16 protein-coding genes and 1 riboswitch are annotated in these 21,783 nt (G+C 71.6%); of the genes, 7 read left to right on the top strand and 9 right to left on the bottom strand.

What is annotated here, in order from left to right; genetic code table 11:
• Positions 1-278 precede the first annotated feature (278 nt).
• Both ACH4DZ_RS04025 and ACH4DZ_RS04020 read left to right on the top strand, forming a co-directional pair.
• Positions 279-2,747, top strand: coding sequence for a SpoIIE family protein phosphatase (locus ACH4DZ_RS04025; RefSeq protein WP_398285320.1), 2,469 nt, complete (start codon positions 279-281; stop codon positions 2,745-2,747).
• A gap of 31 nt (positions 2,748-2,778) precedes the next feature.
• Positions 2,779-3,282 carry a metallophosphoesterase family protein gene (locus tag ACH4DZ_RS04020; RefSeq protein WP_398285319.1) on the top strand — a complete coding sequence of 168 codons (504 nt, stop codon included), beginning with the start codon at positions 2,779-2,781 and terminating at the stop codon, positions 3,280-3,282.
• A gap of 3 nt (positions 3,283-3,285) precedes the next feature.
• Here ACH4DZ_RS04020 and ACH4DZ_RS04015 read toward each other — a convergent pair whose 3' ends face one another.
• Genes ACH4DZ_RS04015 through ACH4DZ_RS03990 form a run of 6 tightly spaced genes read right to left on the bottom strand, consistent with a single transcriptional unit; the run spans position 3,286 to position 10,287 of the window.
• Positions 3,286-4,389, bottom strand: a complete 1,104-nt coding sequence (locus ACH4DZ_RS04015; protein WP_398285318.1) for an XdhC family protein — start codon at positions 4,387-4,389, stop codon at positions 3,286-3,288.
• Positions 4,382-5,539, bottom strand: coding sequence for a VWA domain-containing protein (locus ACH4DZ_RS04010; RefSeq protein WP_398285316.1), 1,158 nt, complete (start codon positions 5,537-5,539; stop codon positions 4,382-4,384). Before ACH4DZ_RS04010 ends, ACH4DZ_RS04015 begins: the two co-directional genes overlap by 8 nt.
• A gap of 44 nt (positions 5,540-5,583) precedes the next feature.
• The gene (locus ACH4DZ_RS04005) at positions 5,584-6,543 is read right to left on the bottom strand and encodes an AAA family ATPase (protein ID WP_398285468.1); all 960 of its coding nucleotides are present in this window, start codon (positions 6,541-6,543) and stop codon (positions 5,584-5,586) included.
• Between the two features lie 5 nt (positions 6,544-6,548).
• Positions 6,549-7,409, bottom strand: a complete 861-nt coding sequence (locus tag ACH4DZ_RS04000; RefSeq protein ID WP_398285315.1) for an FAD binding domain-containing protein — start codon at positions 7,407-7,409, stop codon at positions 6,549-6,551.
• Positions 7,406-9,802: a xanthine dehydrogenase family protein molybdopterin-binding subunit gene (locus ACH4DZ_RS03995; RefSeq protein WP_398285314.1), complete on the bottom strand. Its 2,397-nt coding sequence runs from the start codon at positions 9,800-9,802 to the stop codon at positions 7,406-7,408. The genes ACH4DZ_RS04000 and ACH4DZ_RS03995 overlap by 4 nt, the downstream gene beginning before the upstream one ends.
• Positions 9,799-10,287: a (2Fe-2S)-binding protein gene (locus ACH4DZ_RS03990; protein WP_398285313.1), complete on the bottom strand. Its 489-nt coding sequence runs from the start codon at positions 10,285-10,287 to the stop codon at positions 9,799-9,801. Before ACH4DZ_RS03990 ends, ACH4DZ_RS03995 begins: the two co-directional genes overlap by 4 nt.
• Positions 10,288-10,550: 263 nt before the next feature.
• Between ACH4DZ_RS03990 and ACH4DZ_RS03985 the strand changes: the two genes are divergently transcribed.
• From ACH4DZ_RS03985 to ACH4DZ_RS03975, 3 genes are all read left to right on the top strand, one after another.
• Positions 10,551-12,578 (top strand): GTP-binding protein, encoded by a 2,028-nt coding sequence (locus tag ACH4DZ_RS03985; RefSeq protein WP_398285311.1) that lies wholly within the window; start codon positions 10,551-10,553, stop codon positions 12,576-12,578.
• A gap of 113 nt (positions 12,579-12,691) precedes the next feature.
• Complete coding sequence (locus ACH4DZ_RS03980; protein WP_398285310.1) at positions 12,692-14,554, top strand: endoglycosylceramidase; 1,863 nt, start codon at positions 12,692-12,694, stop codon at positions 14,552-14,554.
• Between the two features lie 182 nt (positions 14,555-14,736).
• Complete coding sequence (locus tag ACH4DZ_RS03975) at positions 14,737-16,176, top strand: M6 family metalloprotease domain-containing protein (protein WP_398285308.1); 1,440 nt, start codon at positions 14,737-14,739, stop codon at positions 16,174-16,176.
• Between the two features lie 196 nt (positions 16,177-16,372).
• Here ACH4DZ_RS03975 and ctaD read toward each other — a convergent pair whose 3' ends face one another.
• Positions 16,373-18,004, bottom strand: a complete 1,632-nt coding sequence (ctaD, locus tag ACH4DZ_RS03970) for a cytochrome c oxidase subunit I (protein WP_398285307.1) — start codon at positions 18,002-18,004, stop codon at positions 16,373-16,375.
• Positions 18,005-18,109: 105 nt separating this feature from the next.
• Here ctaD and ACH4DZ_RS03965 point away from each other — a divergent pair, with 105 nt between their 5' ends.
• Both ACH4DZ_RS03965 and ACH4DZ_RS03960 read left to right on the top strand, forming a co-directional pair.
• On the top strand, positions 18,110-18,673 hold the full coding sequence (locus ACH4DZ_RS03965; RefSeq protein ID WP_398285306.1) for an RNA polymerase sigma factor: 564 nt from the start codon (positions 18,110-18,112) through the stop codon (positions 18,671-18,673).
• Complete coding sequence (locus ACH4DZ_RS03960) at positions 18,666-19,691, top strand: CU044_5270 family protein (protein WP_398285305.1); 1,026 nt, start codon at positions 18,666-18,668, stop codon at positions 19,689-19,691. Before ACH4DZ_RS03965 ends, ACH4DZ_RS03960 begins: the two co-directional genes overlap by 8 nt.
• Before the next feature lie 21 nt (positions 19,692-19,712).
• Here ACH4DZ_RS03960 and ACH4DZ_RS03955 read toward each other — a convergent pair whose 3' ends face one another.
• Positions 19,713-20,567, bottom strand: coding sequence for a bifunctional 5,10-methylenetetrahydrofolate dehydrogenase/5,10-methenyltetrahydrofolate cyclohydrolase (locus ACH4DZ_RS03955; RefSeq protein ID WP_398285304.1), 855 nt, complete (start codon positions 20,565-20,567; stop codon positions 19,713-19,715).
• A gap of 20 nt (positions 20,568-20,587) precedes the next feature.
• Positions 20,588-20,674, bottom strand: a riboswitch (ZMP/ZTP riboswitch).
• Positions 20,675-20,776: 102 nt separating this feature from the next.
• Positions 20,777-21,604: a hypothetical protein gene (locus ACH4DZ_RS03950; RefSeq protein WP_398285303.1), complete on the bottom strand. Its 828-nt coding sequence runs from the start codon at positions 21,602-21,604 to the stop codon at positions 20,777-20,779.
• Positions 21,605-21,783: the final 179 nt, after the last annotated feature.

Here is a 21,783-nt window from a genome sequence, read left to right as displayed (position 1 = left end):
GGCCGCACGGAGGAGCCCAGAGGTCAAGGCTCCCCCGTGGGAGCGGTTCCCGCACGGCGAGGGTGCCCGTGCGCGCCTTTGCCGGGCGCCCCCTCTGTCCGTTCCGCGCGCCGTTCTACGCAGCGTGACCCCTGTCGGCGGTATCCCCGGCAGGCCCCGCAAACTCTCCGTGACACCGCCGAAGGGCCCGTAGGAAGGGCCTCACGCACGTCCGGCCGGGGCGCCACCCCACTTCGTGACGTTCACAGGGGCTGCGCCCGCGTCCCGGAAGCGTTGTAATGACGGACGTGGTCAGTGAGGGCGATGCGGGACGCAGCACGAGAACGCTGCGTGCCGAACTTGCCCTCAAGGCGCTCCGCACGGACCTCGGCTCCCCCGAACGGCTGCGGAGCGTGCTCGAACAGGCACTCGTCTACGGCGGCGCGACCCTCGCCCTCGTGTACGCGCCGGGGGACCGCGGTGACCAGCTGTGCCTGATCGAGTCCGCAGGCGTCCCACGGGCCCTGTACGGCGTCCGCGACAGCTATCCGCTCGCGGGCGGCTCACCCGCGGCCGACGCCTACCGCGCCGGGCAGCCCCTGTGGCTCGGCCCCGCGGAACTCGCCGTGCTCCCCGGCGCCCGGCCGACGCCGGCGGGGGACCACTGGCTGGCGGCCCTGCCCCTGCCCCCCGACGCACGGGGCGGCGGCTGCCTGGTGGCCGTGAGCGAGAGCCCGGGCGGCTTCGACACCGAGGACCGCAAGTGCCTGGAGCTGTTCGCCGAGGCGGTCTCCTTCCCGCCCCCGTCCGGCACCGGCGAACCCGAGGCGCTGCCCAGCAGCTCGTTCAGCCTGGCCATGGACTCCGGCCGGGTCGAGGTCGACGACGAGATGCTGGTCCTGTTCGGACTCGTGCCCGACGAGTTCGACGGCAAGGTCGAGACCCTGCTCAGCATGACCGTGCCGGAGGACCTGCCCACACTGATGTCCGTGGTCGAGGCCGACCACATGTCCATCGGCGAGCGGGAGCTGGAGTTCCGTATCCTCCAGCCCTCCGGCGAACAGCGGTGGCTGAGACTGCGCGCCCGGCTGCTGCCCGCCGCCGACGGGCGCCCGTCCCGGCTGGTGGGCACCGTCGCCGACGCCTCGAAACTGCGGTCCGGCGGCAACGAGGTGGCCCGGGTCCAGCGCCTCGCCGCCGCCCTCGCCACCGCGGGCACCGTCCACGACGTCGGCCAGGCGGTCGTCAACGCCCTGCGCCGGCCCCTGAACGCCGACCGCATCGCGCTGGCCGAACTGGAGGGCGACCGCCTCGTCGTCACCGTCCTGGACCCGCCGGAACCGGAGGCCTGGCCCGAGGTGTGGCGCACCGAGTGGCGCTCGGACTGGCCCGACGCCCCCGTGCGCACCATGCCGACCCTGGAGGCCGCCCTGCGCGAGGGCCGCGCGGCGATCTGGCCCGCCGGTACCCCGCTGGAGCCCGCGCTCGCCGATGTCGGGCCCGGCGGCCTCGCCGTCCTTCCCCTGCCGGCCGGCGGCCGGATGGCCGGTGCCTGCCTCATCGGCTGGGACGCCCCGCACGACTTCGGCCCCGACGAGCGCGCCCTGCTCACCGCCTCCGCCGGACTGGCCGGCCAGGCCTTGATGCGCGCCCACGCCTTCGACGCCGAACACGAACTCGTCGGCATGCTCCAGCGCACCCTCCTCCCGCGCCGACTGCCGCCCCTGCCCGGCGCCGAGGCCGTCGCCCGTTATCTGCCCACCACGGCGGGCCTGGAGGTCGGCGGCGACTGGTACGACGTCATCCCGCTGCCCGACAACCACGTCGCCCTCGTCATCGGCGACGTCCAGGGACACAACGCCCAGGCCGCCACCCTGATGGGCCAGATGCGTACCGCCCTGCGCGCGTACGCCGTCGAGGGCCACCCCCCGGACGTGGTCGTCTCGCACGCCAACCGGCTGCTCATGGGCATGGAGACCGACCTCTTCGCCACCTGCTGCTACGTCGACGTGGACATGGCGGAGGGCACGGCCTGGTGCGTACGGGCCGGGCATCTGCCGCCGGTCCTGCGGCACCCGGACGGCACCACCGACATCGTCGTCACGGAGGGCGGGCCGCCCCTCGGGGTCATCACCCAGGCCGACTTCCCGATGAGCCCGCTGCCGCTGCAGCCCGGCACCGTGGTGGCCCTCACCACGGACGGCCTGGTCGAGTCCTCCGAACTGGACCTGGACGACGGCCTGAACCGGCTCGCCGGCCAACTGGCCGCCGCCGACCCCGCCCACCTCGGACTCGTCGCGGACGCCCTCCTCGCGGACGCCAACCGCGGCGACGACGTGGCCCTGCTCCTCATGCGCTACGACGGCCTCGACCTGAGGCCGCTGCGGGAGAGCTGGACGGTGTGGCGGGTCCCCGAGGCGGTCCGGCACGCCCGCCGCTTCACCCGGCGTGCCCTGCGCGCCTGGGGCGTCAGGGACGAGCCCGACGCCATCCTCCTGATCGTCTCCGAACTCGTCACCAACGCCCTGGTCCACACCGACGGCCAGGTCCGCCTCGACCTCACCCTCATCAACAACCGCATGCGCGTCGCCGTCGCCGACGCCTCACCGCGCTCGCCCATCAAGCCCACCAGCATCGGCTGGGAGGCCACCGGAGGCCGCGGCATACTGCTGGTCGAGGCCCTCTCCGCCACCTGGGGAACCGTCCCGGTCAGCGGCGGCAAACAGGTCTGGGCCGAACTCCCCCTGATCGAGCCCGTCGGCGACTGAACCGGGAGACCGAGCGGGCAGACTCACCCCCATGCGCCTCCTCCTCATGTCCGACACCCACCTCCCCAAGCGCGCCAGGGAACTGCCCGAGCGACTTCTCGCCGAACTCCCGCGCGCCGACGTCGTGGTCCACGCCGGCGACTGGGTGGACACCGCGACCCTCGACCTCCTCGAAAGCCGCTCGCACCGGTTCATCGGCGTGTACGGCAACAACGACGGCCCCGACCTCAGGGCCCGCCTCCCCGAGATCGCCCGTGCCGAACTCGACGGCCTGCGCCTCGGGGTCGTCCACGAGACCGGCGCCGCCCAGGGCCGCGAACGCCGGTGCGCGGAACGCTTCCCCGACCTCGACGTCCTGGTCTTCGGGCACAGCCACATCCCCTGGGACACCACGGCCGCCACCGGGCTGCGCCTGCTCAACCCGGGCTCGCCCACCGACCGCAGACGCCAGCCGCACTGCACGTACATGACCGCGACCGTGACGAACGGAAGCCTCGACGACGTCCGCCTGCACCGCCTGCCGCCGCGCGGCTAGGGCTCACGGCCGGCGCGGGTGGATCTCACCGGCCGTCGCCGCCAGTGGCGTGCCGCTGCCGCCCCAGCGCAGCGCGACGATCTCCGCGGCGACGGAGACGGCCACCTCCTCGGGCGTACGCGCCCCGAGGTCCAGGCCCACCGGCGAACGCAGCCGGGCCAGTTCGCGCTCGTCGAGCCCGCCGTCCCGCAGCCGTTTCATCCGGTCGTCGTGCGTACGCCGGCTGCCCATCGCCCCGATGTACGCGGCCGGGCGGCGCAGCGCCTCCTCCAGGAGCGGCACGTCGAACTTGGGGTCATGGGTGAGGACGCAGATCACCGTGCGCTCGTCGGTATCCGTCCTCCGGAGGAAGCGGTGCGGCCATTCGACGACGACCTCGACGTCCGCCGGGAAGCGTTTCGCCGTGGCGAACACGGGCCGCGCGTCGCACACCGTGACCCGGTAGCCGAGGAACGCGCCGATCCGGGCCACCGCGGCCGCGTAGTCGATCGCCCCGAAGACCAGCATGCGCGGCGGGGGAGCGAAGGAGTGCAGGAAGACCGTCACCGCGTCCTCGCGCCGCTCGCCGTGCGGCCCGTAGTGCCGTCGGCCGGTGGCCCCCAGGGCCAGTTCGCCCCGCGCGTCGGCGGTCACGGCCACGTCCAGGCCGGTCGTGCCGAGCGTTCCCGACACCTCGTCCGCCCAGACGGCGAGGGTCGCCCCGCGCTCCGCGGGGCCGTCGATCACCGTCGCCACCGTCACCGGGCGGCCCGCGGCCACCGACTCCGCGACCGCCCCGAAGGACGGATCGAGGGCGGCCGTCACGGGCCGTACGAGGAGGGTGATCTCCCCGCCGCAGGTCAGCCCGACGGCGAAGGCGTCCTCGTCGCTGTACCCGAAGGTCGCAAGCCGGGCCTCGCCCGACCCGACGACCTCCTGGGCCAGCTCGTACACCGCGCCCTCGACGCAGCCGCCGGACACACTGCCCACCACCTCGTCACCCGGCCCGACGGCCATGGAGGCGCCGGGGTCCCGGGGCGCGCTGCGGCTGACGGCGACGACGGTGGCGAGCCCGAAGGGGGAGCCCTCCGCGTACCACCGGCCGAGCGCAGGGAGGATCTCACGCATCGTCCGCTCCTCTCACCACCGCGGCCAGACGTTCCAGCGCGGCCGGACTGTGGCCCTCGACGAACGCGTCCACGCTCGGCAGTGCCGCCGCCATACCGGCGGCCAGGGGCGCGTATCCGGGGCGGGCCTTGCGCGGATTGGCCCAGATCACCCGGTGCGCGAGCCGGTGCAAGCGTCGCATCTGGGCGGCTAGGGGTTCCGGATCGCCACGCTCCCAGCCGTCCGACAGCACGACGACCACCGCGCCGCGTGCCATGCCGCGCTGCCCCCACCGGTCGAGGAAGTCCCGCAGCAGCTCGCCGAGCCGGGTGCCGCCGCGCCAGTCGGGTACGGCCGCCGCGACCGCGGCCAGCGCGGTGTCGGGGTCGCGATGTGCCAGCTCACGGGTCACCCGCGTCAGCCGCGTACCGATCGTGAACACCTCCGTGCGCGCCCGGCCGCCGTGCGCGGCGGCGTGCGCGAACCGCAGCAGCGCGTCCGCGTACGCCGCCATCGAACCGCTCACGTCCACCAGCAGCACCACCCGCCGCGGTCGCTCGGCCCGCGCCCTGCGCAGGGGCGGCGCCGGCTCACCGCCCCGCCGCAGCATCTCCCGCACGGTACGCCGGGGATCGACGGCCCCGCGCCGGGCCGGCCGCAGCCGCGCGGTACGCCGGGACTCCCCGCGCAGCGTGAACACGGATAGCAGACGCCACAGTTGACGCCGCTCCGCCTCGGTGAGCCCGGCGAAGTCCCGGTGCCGCAACATCTCGGCCGAGCTCGCGAGAACCGCCGCGGGTACGGCGTCCCGCTCGCCCTCACCGCCGGTACGGGGAGCGGGTCCGGCATCCTGTACCGCCACCCTCAACCGGGTGGCGGGAGCGGTGCGCACCGCTCTGCCCGTGGACCCCGCGCCCCCGAAATAGGCGGCGAACACCCGGTCGTACCGCTCCAGATCGTCCCGGCTCCCGCACAGGGTGAGCCGCCCCGACCAGTACACGTCGGACCGCGCCCCGGGCCGCAGCACGTCGAGCGCGCAGATCAGCGCCTGTACGCGATGGGGTCCCGCGTCGACGCCGGCGGCCCGCAGGGCACGGGCGAAGCCGACCAGCACGGCGGACGCGTCGACAGCGCCCCACGAACCCATGCCCCCGCCCAGGCCCCGGCTCATGTCCCGACTCCTGTCTCGGTCCGTGTCCCGGTCCATGTCCGGGCTCACGCCCCGCGCACCGCGAGCAGCGCCGTCAGGTCGAGCCCGCGGGCCCGCTCCAGGTCCTCCCGGTACTTCAGCACCGATCCCAGCGTGGCCACCGCCAACTCCGCGTCGGCCTCCGTGGCGCCCAGCGCGGCCATCGCCTCCGCCCAGTCGATGGTCTCCGCGACGCCTGGGGGCTTGACCAGTTCCTGCGCCCGCAGGGCCTGTGCGAGGGCCGTCACCTGCTCGGCGAGCCGCGCCGACGCCCCCGGGACCCGCCGCCGCACGATGGCGAGTTCGCGGGCGAAGCCGGGGTGGTCGAACCAGTGGTAGAGGCAGCGCCGCTTCAGCGCGTCGTGCACCTCACGGGTCCGGTTCGAGGTGAGCACCACGACCGGCGGCGACTTCGCGCGCAGGGTGCCGAGTTCGGGGATCGTCACCGTGTACTCGGACAGCAGCTCCAGCAGGAAGGCCTCGAACTCGTCGTCGGCGCGGTCGATCTCGTCCACGAGCAGCACGCACGACGGGGTCTCCAGGGCCCGCAGCAGCGGCCGGGCGATCAGGAAGCGCCGCCCGTACAGTTCGCCCTCCAGCCGGTTCGCGTCGGTGGGCCCGGCCGCCTCGGCCGCCCGCAGATGCAGCAGCTGGCGCGGGAAGTCCCAGTCGTACAGTGCCTGGGAGGCGTCGATGCCCTCGTAGCACTGGAGACGGATCAGCGGAGCGTCCAGGGCGGTGGCCAGGGCCGACGCCAGCGCGGTCTTGCCCACGCCCGCGTCGCCCTCGCAGAAGATCGGCCGCCGCAGTCTCAGCGCGAGGAAGCAGGCGACCGCCAGCCCGTCGTCGACGAGATACCCGCTCTGTCCGAGCCGGACCCGCACGTCGTCGGGCGCGGCCGGCCACGCGGACCGGCCGCCGCCCGCCACCTCGCCCCCGCCCTCGCCGCCGCCCTCGCCCCCGTCTTCGTGCTCTTCGCGTGCGATCGGCCTCACCCCATCCCCGCGGCGGTCAGCACCGAGCGCCGCGTGAGCACCCGTGCCAGCTGCGACCGGTACTCGGCGGAGGCCGCCGGGTCGGAGGCCGGTCGTGTCCCCTCGGCCGCGGACTGCGCGGCCCGTGCCACCCCGTCCGGCCCCACGCCGGCGAGCGCCTCCTCGGTGGCGAAGGCCCGCAAAGGAGTGGACCCCATGTTGGTGAGGCCGATCCGGGCCTCCGCGATGCGGCCGTCCTCGCGTCGCACGAGCGCCGCCACGCCGACCATGGCCCAGGCCTGCGCCACGCGGCTGAACTTCTCGTAGCGGAAGCCCCAGCCGTCGGACTCGCCGGTCTTCGGGACCCGCACCTCCACCAGCAACTCGTCCGGCCGCAGGGCGGTCTGGAGGAAGTCGACGAAGAACTCCCGGGCGGGGATGCTCCGTCGGCCCTCCGGTCCGACCGCGACCAGTTCCGTGTCCAGCGCGAGCGCCACCGCGGGCAGGTCGCCGCCGGGATCGGCGTGGGCGAGTGAGCCGCCGAGGGTGCCCCGATGGCGTATGGCCGGGTCGGCGACCGTGGCCGCCGCCGCGGCGAGGAGGCCCGCGTGACGGCGTACCAGCGGGTCGGCGATGACGTCGTGGTGGGTGGTCAGCGCGCCGATGACCACTGCGTCGGCCTCTTCGCGGACCCCGCGCAGTCCGGGTATCCGGCCCACGTCGACGACCAGTTCGGGGAAGGCGAGCCGCATCCGCAGCAACGGCAGCAGGCTCTGCCCGCCGGCCAGTACCTTCGCGTCCTCGCCGGCCCCGGCGAGCGTACGGACGGCGTCGTCGACGCTCGTGGGCCGCACGTACTCGAATGCCGGAGGAATCATGACCGCTCAGCCCCTTCCCAGCCGGACCGGTCCGACTGCGCGGACCGCAGGGCCTCCCAGATACGCCCCGGTGAGCAGGGCATCCGCACGTCGTGGACGCCCAGTGGCCGCAGCGCGTCGACGATCGCGTTGACGACGGCGGGCGTGGAGGCGATCGTCCCCGCTTCCCCGACTCCCTTGACACCCAGGGGATTCGAGGTGGCGGGCGTCTCCGTGCGGTCGGTCGTGAACTCGGGCAGGTCCGGTGCGCCGGGCACCAGGTAGTCGGCCATCGTGCCCGACACGAGGTTGCCCTCGTCGTCGTACACCGCCTCCTCGTAGAGCGCCTGCGCGATGCCCTGGGCCAGGCCGCCGTGCACCTGTCCCTCGACGATCACCGGGTTGACCACCTTGCCGACGTCGTCCACGCAGACGTACGAACGGATCGTGGTCCGGCCGGTCTCCGTGTCGATCTCGACCGCGCACAGGTGGGTGCCGTGCGGGTAGGAGAAGTTCTCCGGGTCGAGCAGATGCTCGGCGTTGATGGTCGGCTCCATGCCGTCGGGCAGGTCGTGCGAGGAGAACGTCTCGAAGGCGACCTCCTGGATCGTCCTGCGCTCCTCGGGCGACCCCTTCACCGAGAACACGCCGTCCGTGAAGTCGAGGTCGCGCTCGTCGGCCTCCAGCAGGTGCGCGGCCACCTTCCGTGCCTTGTCGACCACCTTCTCGGCCGCGTGATGCACCGCCGAGCCTCCGACGACCAGCGACCGCGACCCGTACGTGTCCATGCCCTGCGGCGCCGACCTGGTGTCGCCGTGCACGACCTCCACGTCCTCGAAGGGCACCCCGAGCACGTCGGCGGCGATCTGGCTCCAGCAGGTCTCGTGCCCCTGCCCGTGCGGGCTGGTCCCGGTGACCACCTCGACCTTGCCGGTGGGCAGCATCCGGATGCTCGCCGCCTCCCAGCCGCCGGCCCCGTACCGCAGATCCCGCAGCACCCGGCTCGGCGCGAGCCCGCACATCTCGGTGTACGTGGACACACCGATCCCGAGCCTGACCGAGTCACCGCTCTCGTTGCGCTTGGCCTGCTCGGCCCGCAGCTCGTCGTACCCGAAGAGGGCGAGCGCCTTGTCGGTGGCGGCCTCGTAGTTGCCGCTGTCGTAGGTCAGACCCGCGATCGACGTGTACGGGAACTCTTCGTGCCCGATCCAGTTCCGGCGCCGCAACTCCACCGGATCCAGGCCCACTTCGACGGCCAGCTCATCCATGATCCGCTCGATGGCGTACGTGGCCTCCGGGCGCCCGGCACCCCGGTACGCGTCGGTGGGCGTCCGGGTCGTGAACACACCCGTGCAGGTGAACCGGTACGCGTCCATCTTGTAGATCGCCGGATACATGAAGGCGCCGAGGATCGGGATGCCCGGCGTGACGAGCATCAGATAGGCGCCCATGTCGGCGAGCAGGTCGACCTTCAGACCGAGCAGCCTGCCCTCACCGGTCGCCGCGACCTCGATGTCCTGGATCTGTCCGCGTCCGTGGTGGGTGGCGAGGTAGCCCTCGGAGCGGGACTCGGTCCACTTGACGGGCCGGCCCAGGCGCCGGGCGATGTCGAGCGCGATGACCTCCTCGCCGTACACCTGGAGTTTGGAGCCGAAGCCGCCGCCGACGTCGGGGGCGATCACGCGCAGTTTGTGCTCGGGGACGCCGGTGACCATGGAGAGCATGACGCGCAGGACGTGCGGGATCTGGGTCGACGAGTAAACGGTGTACTCGCCGGACGCGGCGAGCGGGGTGACGACGACCGACCGCGGTTCCATGGCGTTGGGGATGAGCCGCTGTTGCAGATAGCGGCGGTGCAGGACGACGTCCGCGCGTTCCCTGACGGTCTCGTAGCTCTCGCCCGTGGCCAGCGGCCAGACATAGCAGCGGTTGGTTCCCTTGTCCGCGTGGACCAGTGAGGCGTCGTCGGCGAGCGCGGCCTCCAGGTCGAGCACCGGGGGCAGCGGTTCGTAGTCGACCTCGATCGCTTCCAGCGCGTCGGCGGCCGTGTACCGGTCGCGGGCCACGACGACCGCCACCGGGTCGCCCGCGTACCTGACCTCGTCGACCGCCACGGCCGGATGGTCGGGCAGGACGATCTCCTCGGTCACCGGCCACGCGCACGGCAGCGAGGCCAGGGCCTCCGCGAGATCGCGGCCGGTGTACGCGGCGACGACACCGGGCCGTTCGAGGGCCGCTGCGACATCGATCCGCTCGATGCGGGCGTGGGCCATCGGGCTGCGCAGGATCGCCAGGTGCAGCAGGCCGGTGACGCCGATGTTGTCGGTCCAGTTGGTCTGTCCGGTGACGAGCCGGGCGTCCTCCTTGCGAGGGCGGGACCGCCCGACCTCGCGCTCGCCGGTCCGCTCGCTCATGTGGCCACCTCCTGGACCGAGGGCCCGGTGGCGCCGGCGGCGTCGAGGACCGCCCGCACGATGTTCTGGTAGCCGGTGCAGCGGCAGAGGTTGCCCTCCAGGGCGTGGCGTACGTCGTCGGCGCTCGGCGCCGGGTTCTCCTTGAGGAGGTCGCGCGCGGCCATGATCATGCCCGGGGTGCAGTAGCCGCACTGCAGGGCGTGCCGTTCGTGGAACGCCTTCTGGAGGGGATGCCACTCCCCGTTCACCGCGAGCCCCTGGACGGTGGTCACCTCGCTCCCGTCGGCCTGGACCGCGAGCACCGAGCAGCTCTTCGCGGTCACGCCGTCCAGGTCGACCGTGCAGGCCCCGCAGTTGGAGGTGTCGCAGCCGACGGGGGTGCCGGTCAGGCCCAGCCGGTCATGCAGGTAGTGGACCAGCAGAAGACGGGGCTCGACCTCGTCCTCGTACTTCGTGCCGTCCACCGTCACCGAGATTCGGGTCATGTGCCCTCCCAGGGAACCGTGCGAGGGTGCGTGGGAAATCAGCCACCGGACGTGATGGGCGTCACTCTAGAACCGCGTCCCGGGAGGGGCGAGTGCCTCGACAGGCCTTTGTTGAGCGTTAATCCGTTGCCGCGGGGCGCCGCCGCCTGCTGCACTACGAGCCGTAGGGCACTGTCGTCGTCGGGACCGAGGAGCAGCAATGCGCGCATCGTTCATGTCCGCCCGGAAAGGAATCCCCCTCATCACAAAGGACATGACACGCGGTGCACGCAGTGAACCTGGGCATCCTGGCCCACGTGGACGCCGGTAAGACCAGCCTGACCGAGCGGCTGCTGCACACCGTCGGGATCATCGACGAGATCGGCAGCGTCGACGACGGCAGTACCCGGACCGACTCCCTCGCGCTGGAACGACAGCGCGGCATCACCATCAAGTCCGCCGTCGTCTCCTTCGAGATCGACGACGTCACGGTCGATCTCATCGACACCCCGGGCCACCCGGACTTCATCGCCGAGGTGGAGCGCGTGCTGGGTGTGCTCGACGGGGCGGTACTCGTGATCTCCGCCGTGGAAGGCGTCCAGGCGCAGACGCGCGTCCTGATGCGGACGCTGCGACGCCTGCGCATCCCGACCCTGATCTTCGTGAACAAGATCGACCGTCGCGGCGCCGACACGGACCGCGTGCTGCGCGGCATCGCCGAACGGCTCACCCCGGCGATCGTGCCGATGGGTCTGGTCGACGGCCTCGGCACCCGCGACGCCCGGACGGTCCCGCACACGGAGGCCGGCGCCGGTACGGCCGGCCTGCTCGACGTCCTCTCGGCGCACGACGACGAACTCCTCACCTCGTACGTCGAGGACGACACGGTCCCATACCACCGACTCCGTGCGGCCCTCGCCGACCAGACCGGGCGGACGCGGGTCCATCCGGTCTTCTTCGGCTCCGCCATGACGGGCGCGGGCGTGGACGCCCTGCTCTCCGGCATCAGGGAACTGCTGCCGGCCGCCGCGGGCCGGGCCGACGGTCCGGTGTCCGGAACGGTCTTCAAGGTCGAGCGGGGACCGGCGGGGGAGAAAATCGCGTATGTGCGGATGTTCTCGGGGACCGTGCGCACGCGGGATCTGCTGACGTTCGACGACGGCGGCGAGGGCGTCCCCCGAAGGGGCAAGGTCACCGCGATCGATGTCTTCGAGCGGGGCTCGGCCCGGCGGGAGACGTCCGTGGCGGCCGGGCGGATCGCCACACTCCGGGGCCTCACCGACGTAAGGATCGGCGACACCGTCGGCGTACCGGGCGAACAGCCGGGGGAGCGGGCCGGGCCGGTCGGGCATCACCACTTCTCCCCGCCCACGCTCGAAACGGTCGTCGTCCCGGGCCGGCCGGCCGACAAGGGCGCCCTGCACACCGCCCTGACCCAGCTCGCCGAGCAGGACCCGCTGATCGACCTGCGGCACGACGAGACCCGGCAGGAGATCTCCGTGTCCCTCTACGGCGAGGTGCAGAAGGAGGTCGTCCAGGCGACCCTCGCCGACGAGTTCGGCCTCGACGTCGGCTTCCGCGAGACGACGACGATCTGCGTCGAGCGGCCCGTGGGCAGCGGCGGGGCGGTCGAGTTCAACGGCAAGGACACCAACCCGTTTCTCGCCACGGTCGGACTGCGAGTCGACCCGGCTCCGGTCGGCTCCGGCGTGGAGTTCCGGCTGGAGGTCGAACTCGGCGGGATGCCGTACGCCTTCTTCAAGGCCGTCGAGGACACCGTGAAGGCGGCGCTGGACCAGGGGATCCACGGCTGGCAGGTCACCGACTGCACGGTCACGATGACGCACTCCGGCTACTCGCCCCGGCAGAGCCACGCGCACCAAAGCTTCGACAAGAGCATGTCGAGCACGGGCGCGGACTTCCGCGGCCTCACCCCGCTCGTCCTCATGGACGCGCTGCGCCGGGCCGGCACCCAGGTGTACGAGCCGATGCACCGCATCCGCCTCGAAGCCCCCGCGGACACGCTGGGCGCGCTCCTGCCGGTCCTCGCGGGGCTGCGGGCCGTGCCGCGGCTGACGGAGACCCGGGGCAGGGCGTGCGTACTGGAGTGGGCGATCCCCGCGGCGCGGGTGCATGAGCTGGAGCAGCGCCTGCCGGGGCTGACCCGTGGCGAGGGTGAACTGGAGGCCGCCTTCGACCACTACGCGCCGGTCGGCCGCGGCCCGGGCACCCCGGTCCCGGAACGGCCGCGCACCGACGACAATCCGCTCAACCGCAAGGAGTACCTGCTGAAGGTGACCCGGCGGGTCTGAACCCGAACCGGCCTGACGGGGGACGAGTACCACAACAACCTTTCAAAAAAGGTGACTTACTCTCAGGTCAGGAGACTTGACGGGTCAAAGATGCGCGCGGGACTGTTGTGAACATGTCGAAGTTGCGTGTGCGTCTGCTCGGCGTCCTCGTCCTCCTGACCGGTCTCCTGTCGACCGCGGGAGCCCAGTCCGCCACCGCCCTCCCCGACGACCTGTGGTTCGACCCGGCCGCCGCCGCGACCCTCACGGTCCAGAACGGCCGTTTCACCGACGGGCTCGGCCGCGAGGTCGTGCTGCGCGGCTACAACGTCTCCGGCGAGACGAAGCTGGCGGAGAACCGCGGCCTGCCGTTCGCCTCGGTCGCCGACGCCAGGAAGTCGGCGACCGCGCTGCGCGCCCTCGGCGGCGGCAACTCGGTGCGCTTCCTGCTCTCCTGGGCGTACGCCGAACCGGTGCGCGGCCAGGTGGACACCGCGTACCTGGCGGCGGCCACCGACCAGATGCGTGCCTTCCTGGACGCCGGGATCCGGATCTACCCCGACTTCCACCAGGACCTCTACTCGCGCCACCTCTTCGACCCCGACAGCTGGTACACGGGCGACGGCGCCCCCAAGTGGGCCGTCGACGCAGGCGACTACCCGGACGAGTACTGCGGCATCTGCCCCTTCTGGGGCCAGAACATCACCTCGAACGCGGCCGTCACCGAGGCGTCGTACGACTTCTGGCACAACGCGTTCGGCCTCCAGGACGCCTTCCTCACCACCGCGCAGGCCACCATGGCGTACGTCGAACAGCACCTGACCGACGCCCAGTTCGCGGGGGTCGTCGGCTTCGACCCGTACAACGAGCCGCACGCGGGCAGCTACGACTCGGGTCAGACGAGCCGGGCCTGGGAGAAGGACGTGCTCTGGCCGTTCTATGTGAAGTTCCGGGCGCGGATGGACGCGGCGGGCTGGCAGGCCAAGCCCGCCTTCGTGGAGCCGAACCTCTTCTGGAACGCCAACATCGACTTCCAGAAGCAGGAGGGCGGCCTCCTCGACTCGGGCACGCTCGGTCCGCGCTATGTCTTCAACACCCACTTCTACGACCAGAAGGCGATCTCGGGCGTCTTCATGTGGGGCAAGGCGGAGAACGGGCAGTACGTGGGCGACTTCGGCACCGTGCGCGACCGGGCCGCCGCGACCGGTACCGCCGCGGTCGTCAGCGAGTTCGGCCACCCCCTCTCCGGCACCGTCTCCGACAAGGCGCCGACCGTCCTCAAGGCCATGTACCAGGCACTCGACTCCCGCGTGAAGGGCGGCAGTTGGTGGACCAGCCCCACCCAGTCGGGCCCCGTCCTGTCCGGCTCGCAGTGGCAGTGGGACATCTACAACGGCCGCCACCACGAGCTGATGAACGGCAACCCCGACAAGGTGCTCACCACCGGTGACGCCTGGAACGACGAGGATCTCTCCGCCGTACGCCTCGACGACTCCGGGACGGCCGTGCTGCGCCAGGACGCCCGGCTCCTCGACCGGGTCTACCCGAGCGCGACGGCGGGAAAGACGGTCGCCTTCACCTACGAGGACCGTTCACGGGACGGCTCCACCACGCTCACCTGGAACCCGGTCCCCGGCTCCCTGCCGCGCGTGGCCGAACTCGTCGGCTCCGGCCAGTACGCGCTCCAGGTGTGGCGCTCGGACGGCAGCGCGGAGCCCACCGAACTGCACCTTCCCGCCTCCTTCCCGACCGCCTCCACGACGGTCGTCTCGGACCTCGGAGTGACGGCCTCGCCGCCCGCGTACACCAGGACCACACCGATCGCGGCCGCGCGGGAACCGGGCGGCACGGGCCGCCGCCGCCTCCTGCTGACCGCCGCGGACTCGGGCGTCCTGCACTACGCCCTGGTCACCAACGGCGCGCCGGCCCCGTCCGCGACGCTGCTGAACGCCGCGCGGACCGAGCTGGCGAACTGGGCGGCGACAACGGTGGGCTGACGGCTGCCCAGGGGCAGGACGGCAGGGTTCCATTTCGTGGGCTTCAACGACCGTGACCCGGAGGGACGTTGACAGCAGGGGCACCCCCGGATATGAGAGGGCGTACGGCCTATTGAAGGCCGGTTTCCTCTGGATCCTCCGTATCCGGCAATGAGGGGTTCGTCCCCTGAAGGGGGTGCCTGATGCGTCATACGCTCAGCCCTGTACGGCCAGCCCACGACTGTGCCGCCGCCTGCCCCGTACCGCTGTCGCCGCAGGCCCTGGCCCAGCTGTACGCCCGCTATCTCGAACTGCGCAAGGAACGCCGTCTGCCGAAGAACACGACCTTCGAGGAGTACTTCTCGGTATGGCGCGCGGGCCGACGGGGCGAGAACCTCGTCGGTCTGGACGACGGGTCGACCGACCCGGGCCCCAGCACCGACAAACAGCTGATCACCCGCCCCGCGGCCCAACTCCGGGGCAGCGTACGGACACTGGTGCTGCTCGTCGACTTCCCCGACCAGCCGCACGAGGCCGACCACGGCCCCGGGCACTACGACAGCATGCTCTTCGGCTTGGAGGAGTTCCCGAGCGGCAGCATGCGCTCCTTCTACCGCCAGGTCAGCGGCTTCGACACCTCGCCCAGTACCGGCATCGACATCCAGGGCGCGGTGCACGGCTGGTTCCGGATGCCGGAGCCGCTGTCGTTCTACGCCGACGGCAACTCGGGCATGAACGCCAACTTCCCGCGCAACACACAGGGGTTGGCGCGTGACGCCGTACTGGCGGCCCGCGCCGCCGGGGTCGACTTCACCTCCTTCGACGCGCTTGGCGAGGGTGCCGTCACCGCCCTGTTCATCATCCACGCCGGACGCGGCGCCGAGCAGACGACCCAGCGCGGCGACCTGTGGAGCCTCAAGTGGACGATCCCCGACGGTGTCGAGGTCGCGCCCGGCCTGTCGGTCCGCACGTTCCTGACCGTGCCCGAGGACTGCGCGGTCGGAGTCTGCGCCCACGAGTGGGGGCACCTCGCGGCGCGCTGGGCCGACTACTACGACACCGGACAGCAGCAGCTGACCCGGTCGGCCGGCCTCGGCAACTACTGCCTCATGTCGGGCGGCTCCTGGGGCAACGGCGGACTGACCCCGGTGTTCCCGACGGCCATGCTGCGGATGTTCCACGGCTGGATCGAGCCCCAGGTGGTGAACAAGACCACCCGCGACATCAGGCTGCGGCCCGCCGCGGAGGACGGCAGCGCGGTGTTCGTCCAGAACCCCGACACGATGTCCGACAGCCAGTACATCCTCGTCGAGTACCGCCGCCGTCGGGGGCAGGACGCCTTCCTGCCCGACGAGGGGATCGCCGTGTACGTCGTCGACGAGTCGATCGACAACGTCAACGACGAGCAGAACCTGGCCATCGAACTTCTCCAGGCCGACGGCAAGGGCGACCTCTCACGGATGTTCGGCCGGGGCAACCGGGGTGACAGCGACGACCTCTATCCGTTCCAGGACAGGAACACGGTCGGCGAGAAGACGGAGCCCCCGCTCAACCTGCCCGACGGCAAGTGGACGGGGGTGACCGTCGAGACGGTGGGCACGCCGGGGGCCGACGAGATGACGGTCCACATCACGGTGGCCTGACCGGCGCCGGTCCCCTCCGGGGTGGTGAGGCTCCCAGGCGCGTGTTCGGGTGCTGCCCCGGTGGGGGCCGTTCGCGCAGTTCCCCGCGCCCCTTGAAGACCGCGCCCTTCAGGGGCGCGGGGAACGGCGCGACCAGCCACGACGCACCCGCAGAGGACGACACACAGGGACGGGCCCGGTTCACCGCATCCGTGAGCTACCCATGGTGCAGATCGAACGCCGGCGATTCCGAACGAATACGCGGCAGGACCACGAAGTTGTGCCGCGGCGGCGGGCAGGACGTGGCCCACTCCAGCGAACGGCCGTAGCCCCACGGGTCGTCGACCTCGATCTTCTTGCCGTACTTGGCCGTCTTCCAGATGTTGTAGAAGAACGGCAGCAGGGACAGCCCCAGGACGAAGGAGAAAATACTGGAGACCGTATTGAGGAACGTGAACCCCTCCACGGCCAGATAGTCGGGAATCCGGCGCTGCATTCCGTTCGTGCCCAGCCAGTGCTGGACGAGGAACGTACCGTGGAAGCCGATGAACAGCGTCCAGAAGGTGATCTTCCCGAGGCGTTCGTCGAGCATCTTGCCGGTGAACTTCGGCCACCAGAAGTGGAAGCCGGAGAACATCGCGAACACGACCGTTCCGAACACCACGTAGTGGAAGTGCGCCACCACGAAGTACGAGTCCGAGACGTGGAAGTCCATCGGCGGCGAGGCCAGGATGACACCGGTCAGACCACCGAACATGAAAGTGATCAGAAATCCGGTGGCCCACAGCATCGGCGTCTCGAAAGACAGCGAGCCCCGCCACATGGTGCCGATCCAGTTGAAGAACTTCACGCCTGTCGGGACGGCGATGAGGAACGTCATGAAGGAGAAGAACGGCAGCAGCACACCGCCGGTGACGTACATGTGGTGCGCCCACACCGTCACGGACAGGCCCGCGATGGCGATGGTCGCGCCGATCAGGCCCATGTAGCCGAACATCGGCTTGCGGGAGAAGACCGGGATGACCTCACTGATGATGCCGAAGAACGGCAACGCGATGATGTACACCTCTGGATGCCCGAAGAACCAGAACAAATGCTGCCACAGCAACGCCCCACCGTTCGAGGCATCGAAGATGTGTGCGCCGAATTTCCGATCCGCCTCCAGCGCGAACAGCGCGGCGGCGAGCACGGGGAAGGCGAGCAGCACCAGGACCGCGGTGAGCAGCACGTTCCACACGAAGATCGGCATACGGAACATCGTCATGCCGGGCGCGCGCATGCAGATGATGGTGGTGATGAAGTTGACCGCGCCCAGGATGGTGCCGAAGCCCGAGAAGGCCAGACCCATGATCCACATGTCGGCGCCGATGCCCGGCGAGCGGACCGCGTCCGACAGCGGGCTGTAGGCGAACCAGCCGAAGTCGGCCGCGCCCTGCGGGGTGAGGAAGCCGCCGACCGCGATGAGCGAGCCGAACAGGTACAGCCAGTAGGCGAACATGTTCAGCCGCGGGAACGCCACGTCCGGCGCACCGATCTGCAACGGCATGATCCAGTTCGTGAAGCCCGCGAACAGCGGCGTCGCGAACATCAGCAGCATGATCGTGCCGTGCATCGTGAACGCCTGGTTGAACTGCTCGTTCGACATGAACTGCGTGCCGGGACGGGCCAGCTCGGCGCGCATCAGCAGCGCCATGACGCCGCCGATGCAGAAGAACGCGAACGACGTGACCAGGTACATCGTGCCGATCGTCTTGTGGTCCGTGGTGGTCAGCCGGCGGACGCCGGCGAGTCCGGGACGGCGGCCCGGGCGTGGGGGCGCGAGCGCCGGGGTGACAGTGTTGCTCTCCATGCCCCGTCTGTGTCCGCCGGCCCTTCCGACGTCACACCTGGGCGGGGCGGCGAAGATCACCGAAACAGGTGTGACGATCGAGGACCTGCCGGACACGTACGGGACATGAGCAACGACGAGATCTTCGCCGCTGCCTATCGCGAGCACTACTGGGCGGTCAGCCGCTATGTCGCTCGGCGACTGGACGGCCGGACGAGCGAAGTCGAGGAAGTGGTGGCGGAGGTCTTCACCGTCGCCTGGCGGCGCCGCTCCGACCTGCCCGCATCCCCTCTTCCCTGGCTGTACGGAGTGGCACGCAACTGCCTCTCCAACGCGGTACGCGGCTATGGGCGCCGGCGCCGGCTGATGGACAGGCTCGGCAACGACGAGACCGTGCACGGCAGACAGATCGTCGACAGCCCGGACTCCGAGCGGCCCGCCGAGTGGGTGCACGACGCGCTGGCCCGCCTCTCCCCGGCCGACCAGGAGGTACTGCGGCTCACCGCCTGGGAGGAACTGGGGGTCGACGAGATCGCCGTGGCCCTCGGCTGCGGCAGCCGAGCGGCGGCGATGCGACTGCACCGGGCCCGCCGCCGCCTCAGAACCGAGATCGCCCGCATGCGCGTCGTGGTGACCCCGAGCGCCGGGGCCGTCGACACCGACCCTCCGAAGGAGCAGTTCCATGGCTGACGAGCTCGAACTGCTGCGCCGGGCCGACCCGGTGCCCCGCGACGACCCCCGTTTCGGTGAAGGCCCGCTGGGCCACGAGGCCGAGAGCCGGCTGCACCACCTCATGGCAGACGCGGGCGCAGGCACAGGCACGGACGCAGGTGTGGACGCGGATGTGTACGGCGAGCGCCGACCCAGGCCGAGCCGTACCCGCCTCGTCTGGGCGCTCACTGCGACCGTGGTGGTCGCCACAACCGCCACCGCGCTCCTCCTCGCGGGCCCGAGCACCACCCCGGCCGTGGCCGCGCCCCGCCCGCTGGTGGTCCGGGCCGACTCCACCCCCGTACCCCTCGACAGGCTGGTCGAGCGGGCCCGGCGGGACGCGGCGGACGGTTCGGCAGGGCTGCGCAAGGGCACGCATGTGCAGTCCTGGAGCGTGGGCATGTCGGAGGACGAGCCGCCGATCACCCTGCCCGTGGAACGCGTCGTGCGCTGGAACGCCGACGACAGCCACACGGAGCTGGTCGTCGCGACCGACCCGCGCCACCCCGGCCGGCGGGTCCTCAGCGACGCGGACGACGGCCCGCGCCTCGTCGACGACGGGCACGTCATCAGCGAGCAGACCTTCCCGCCGAGCTGGAGCGACGCCCCGCCCCAGTCACCGCCCCCGCACGACGCCACGCGGCTGCGCGCCTACCTGCGGGAAGCGCAGCACATCGACACCCCGCTGACCACGCGCGCACTGCTGGACGCCACGGCGGTGCTGCTCGACACCTGGACCCTCGGCGCCCGCGAGAACGCCGCGCTCGCCCGGCTCCTCGCGGACGCGAAGGGGCTGAGGTCGGTCGGCCAGGTGACCGACCGCCTCGGCCGCCTCGGCCAGGCGTACGTGTACGACGGCGCCGGTTACCGCCGGATGCTGATCATGGACCCGGCCACCGGTGCCGTACTGGGCCTGGAGGACACCGCGGCCGTCGACGAACCCGAGTACGGCGTCGAGGCGGGCGACGTCATGGACTACAGCGCGTGGATCCGCTGATCGGTCCGCAGCGGGTCCGCATCAGGCACCGGTCTGCTGGACGGCCGCCTCGACGGTCTGGGCCAGCAGCGTGGCGATCGTCATCGGACCGACCCCGCCGGGTACGGGGGTGATCAGCGACGCCCGCTCACGGGCGCTGTCGAAGTCGACGTCCCCGACGTTTCCGGGGTTGTAACCGGCGTCCACGACGACCGCGCCCCGCTTGATGTCCTCCCCGCGGATCAGCCGGGGCCGCCCCACCGCGGCCACCACGATGTCCGCCTCCCGCACGAGCGACGACAGATCGGCGGCCGGGGTGCGCGAGTGGCAGTACGTCACCGTGGCGTCGCGGCCGAGCAGCAGCATGCCCACCGGCTTGCCGAGGATCGCGCTGCGGCCCACCACCACGGCACGCCTGCCGGCCGGATCGACGTCGTACTCGTCGAGGAGGCGCATGATCCCGCCCGGCGTGCACGAGGAGAAGCCGGGCAGCCCGAAACTCATCGCGGAGAACGACGCCAGGGTCACCCCGTCGACGTCCTTCTCCGGAGCGATCGCCTCGAAAGCCGCCCGCTCGTCGATGTGGTGCCCCATCGGGTGCTGGAGCAGGATGCCGTGCACGGTGGGGTCGGCGGACAGCTCGGTGAGGGTGCCGATCAGTTCGGCGGTCGTGGTCGCGGCGGGCAGGGACACGTGCCGTGACGCGATACCGGCCTTGCGGGAACGGTTCTGCTTCATGCGTACGTAGGTGACGGACGCCGGGTCCTCGCCCACCAGCACGGTCGCGAGACAGGGCGTCACCCCCGTGCGTCCGGTGAGGTCGGCCGCCCGCTGCGCCGTCTCCTCGACGATCCGCCGGGCGAGACCGGTGCCGTCCATGAGTGTGGCCTGGGACATGTGCTGCTCCTGAGCGTCGTGGAGGATGCCCAGGCGCGCGGCTCAGACGATTGCGTCGGGCCGCTCCCCGGTGGTGGTCCACCTCAGCGCCAGTCACGACCTGCGGCTATTTTACGCCAGGCCCCGGGCCTCGCCCGGCCGTCGTTTCGGCTGCGGGCCGGTGGGGGCCTGTCGCGCGGTTCCCCGCGCCCGCTTGCGGGGCACGGCCTTCAGCTTTCGTTCGCCAGGAACGCGGTCGCCTGGGCCTCCACGCGTACGGCTCCGATCGCTCCCGCCCAGCGTGCGACCTCCGTGGCGAGGGCTGTGGCGGCCGGTTCGTCGCCCGTGTCGCGGGCCAGGACGGCCAGGAGCATCTGCTGGGAGAGGGTGCCGGGGACGTTCCCGGCACGGGCGCCGAGAGAGGTCGCCCGGGTCCAGCGCTCCCGCGCCCGGTCGTGGTCGAGGTTGTCGTGGTCGTGGTCGCCGAGATGGCGCAGCGCCTCACGGGCCAGGAGGTCGTCGGCCGACTCCCCGGCGTCCAGGGCGAGTTCGTAGTGCGCCGGCGCCTCGTCCCGCTCGGCGAACAGGTTGTCGACGATCAGTCCGAGATACATCCGCGCCCAGCCCCGGCGTACGTCGTCGGCAGCCCGTTCGCACAACTCGTCCGCGCGCCGCCGCAGTTCCGCCAGCTCGGCGGGGTCCTTGCCCGCCGGACCGAACCGGAAGGTGCCGTCCCCGAGCAGCAGACGAAAGTACGCGTACCGCAGCCGTACGAAGTCCAGGTCCCAGAGCCCGACCGGCTCGGTGAGTCCGCCGATCGCCGTGTCCGCGGCGGCGATCCGGGCGTCCGCGGTGTCCGTACCGCCGAACCAGTCGCGCTCCAGGGCGATCTGCGCCCCGGCGAGAGCGAGAGCCGCCCGGTCGCGCGGCTCGCTGGTGACGGTGGCGTCGAGGAGGCATAACGCGCGCTGCCACCGTCCGGCCCGGGCCAGTTCACGCGCCGCGGCGGTGACCTCGTCCACCGGGAGGGCGGCATGAGGCGTGCTCGTCTTTGTCATGGCGAGGAAGGTAGTAAGCAGAAAAACCATCCACAAGGCAACTATTGCGCGACTTCAGGACATCGGGCCACTGCCGCCTCGGGTACCGGCGGAAGGATCACCGACGAGAACGCGCCGCCCGCAGTGCCGACCGAAGAAGAGCAGCGGACACGCGTCGGCCCGCCCCGCGAGCCGGCCGA

This window comes from Streptomyces sp. NPDC017991 (assembly GCF_044328075.1).
Lineage (GTDB): Bacteria > Actinomycetota > Actinomycetes > Streptomycetales > Streptomycetaceae > Streptomyces.
The sequence above is the reverse complement of the archived record's forward strand: the minus strand, read 5'-3'. Positions and strand labels throughout refer to the sequence as shown.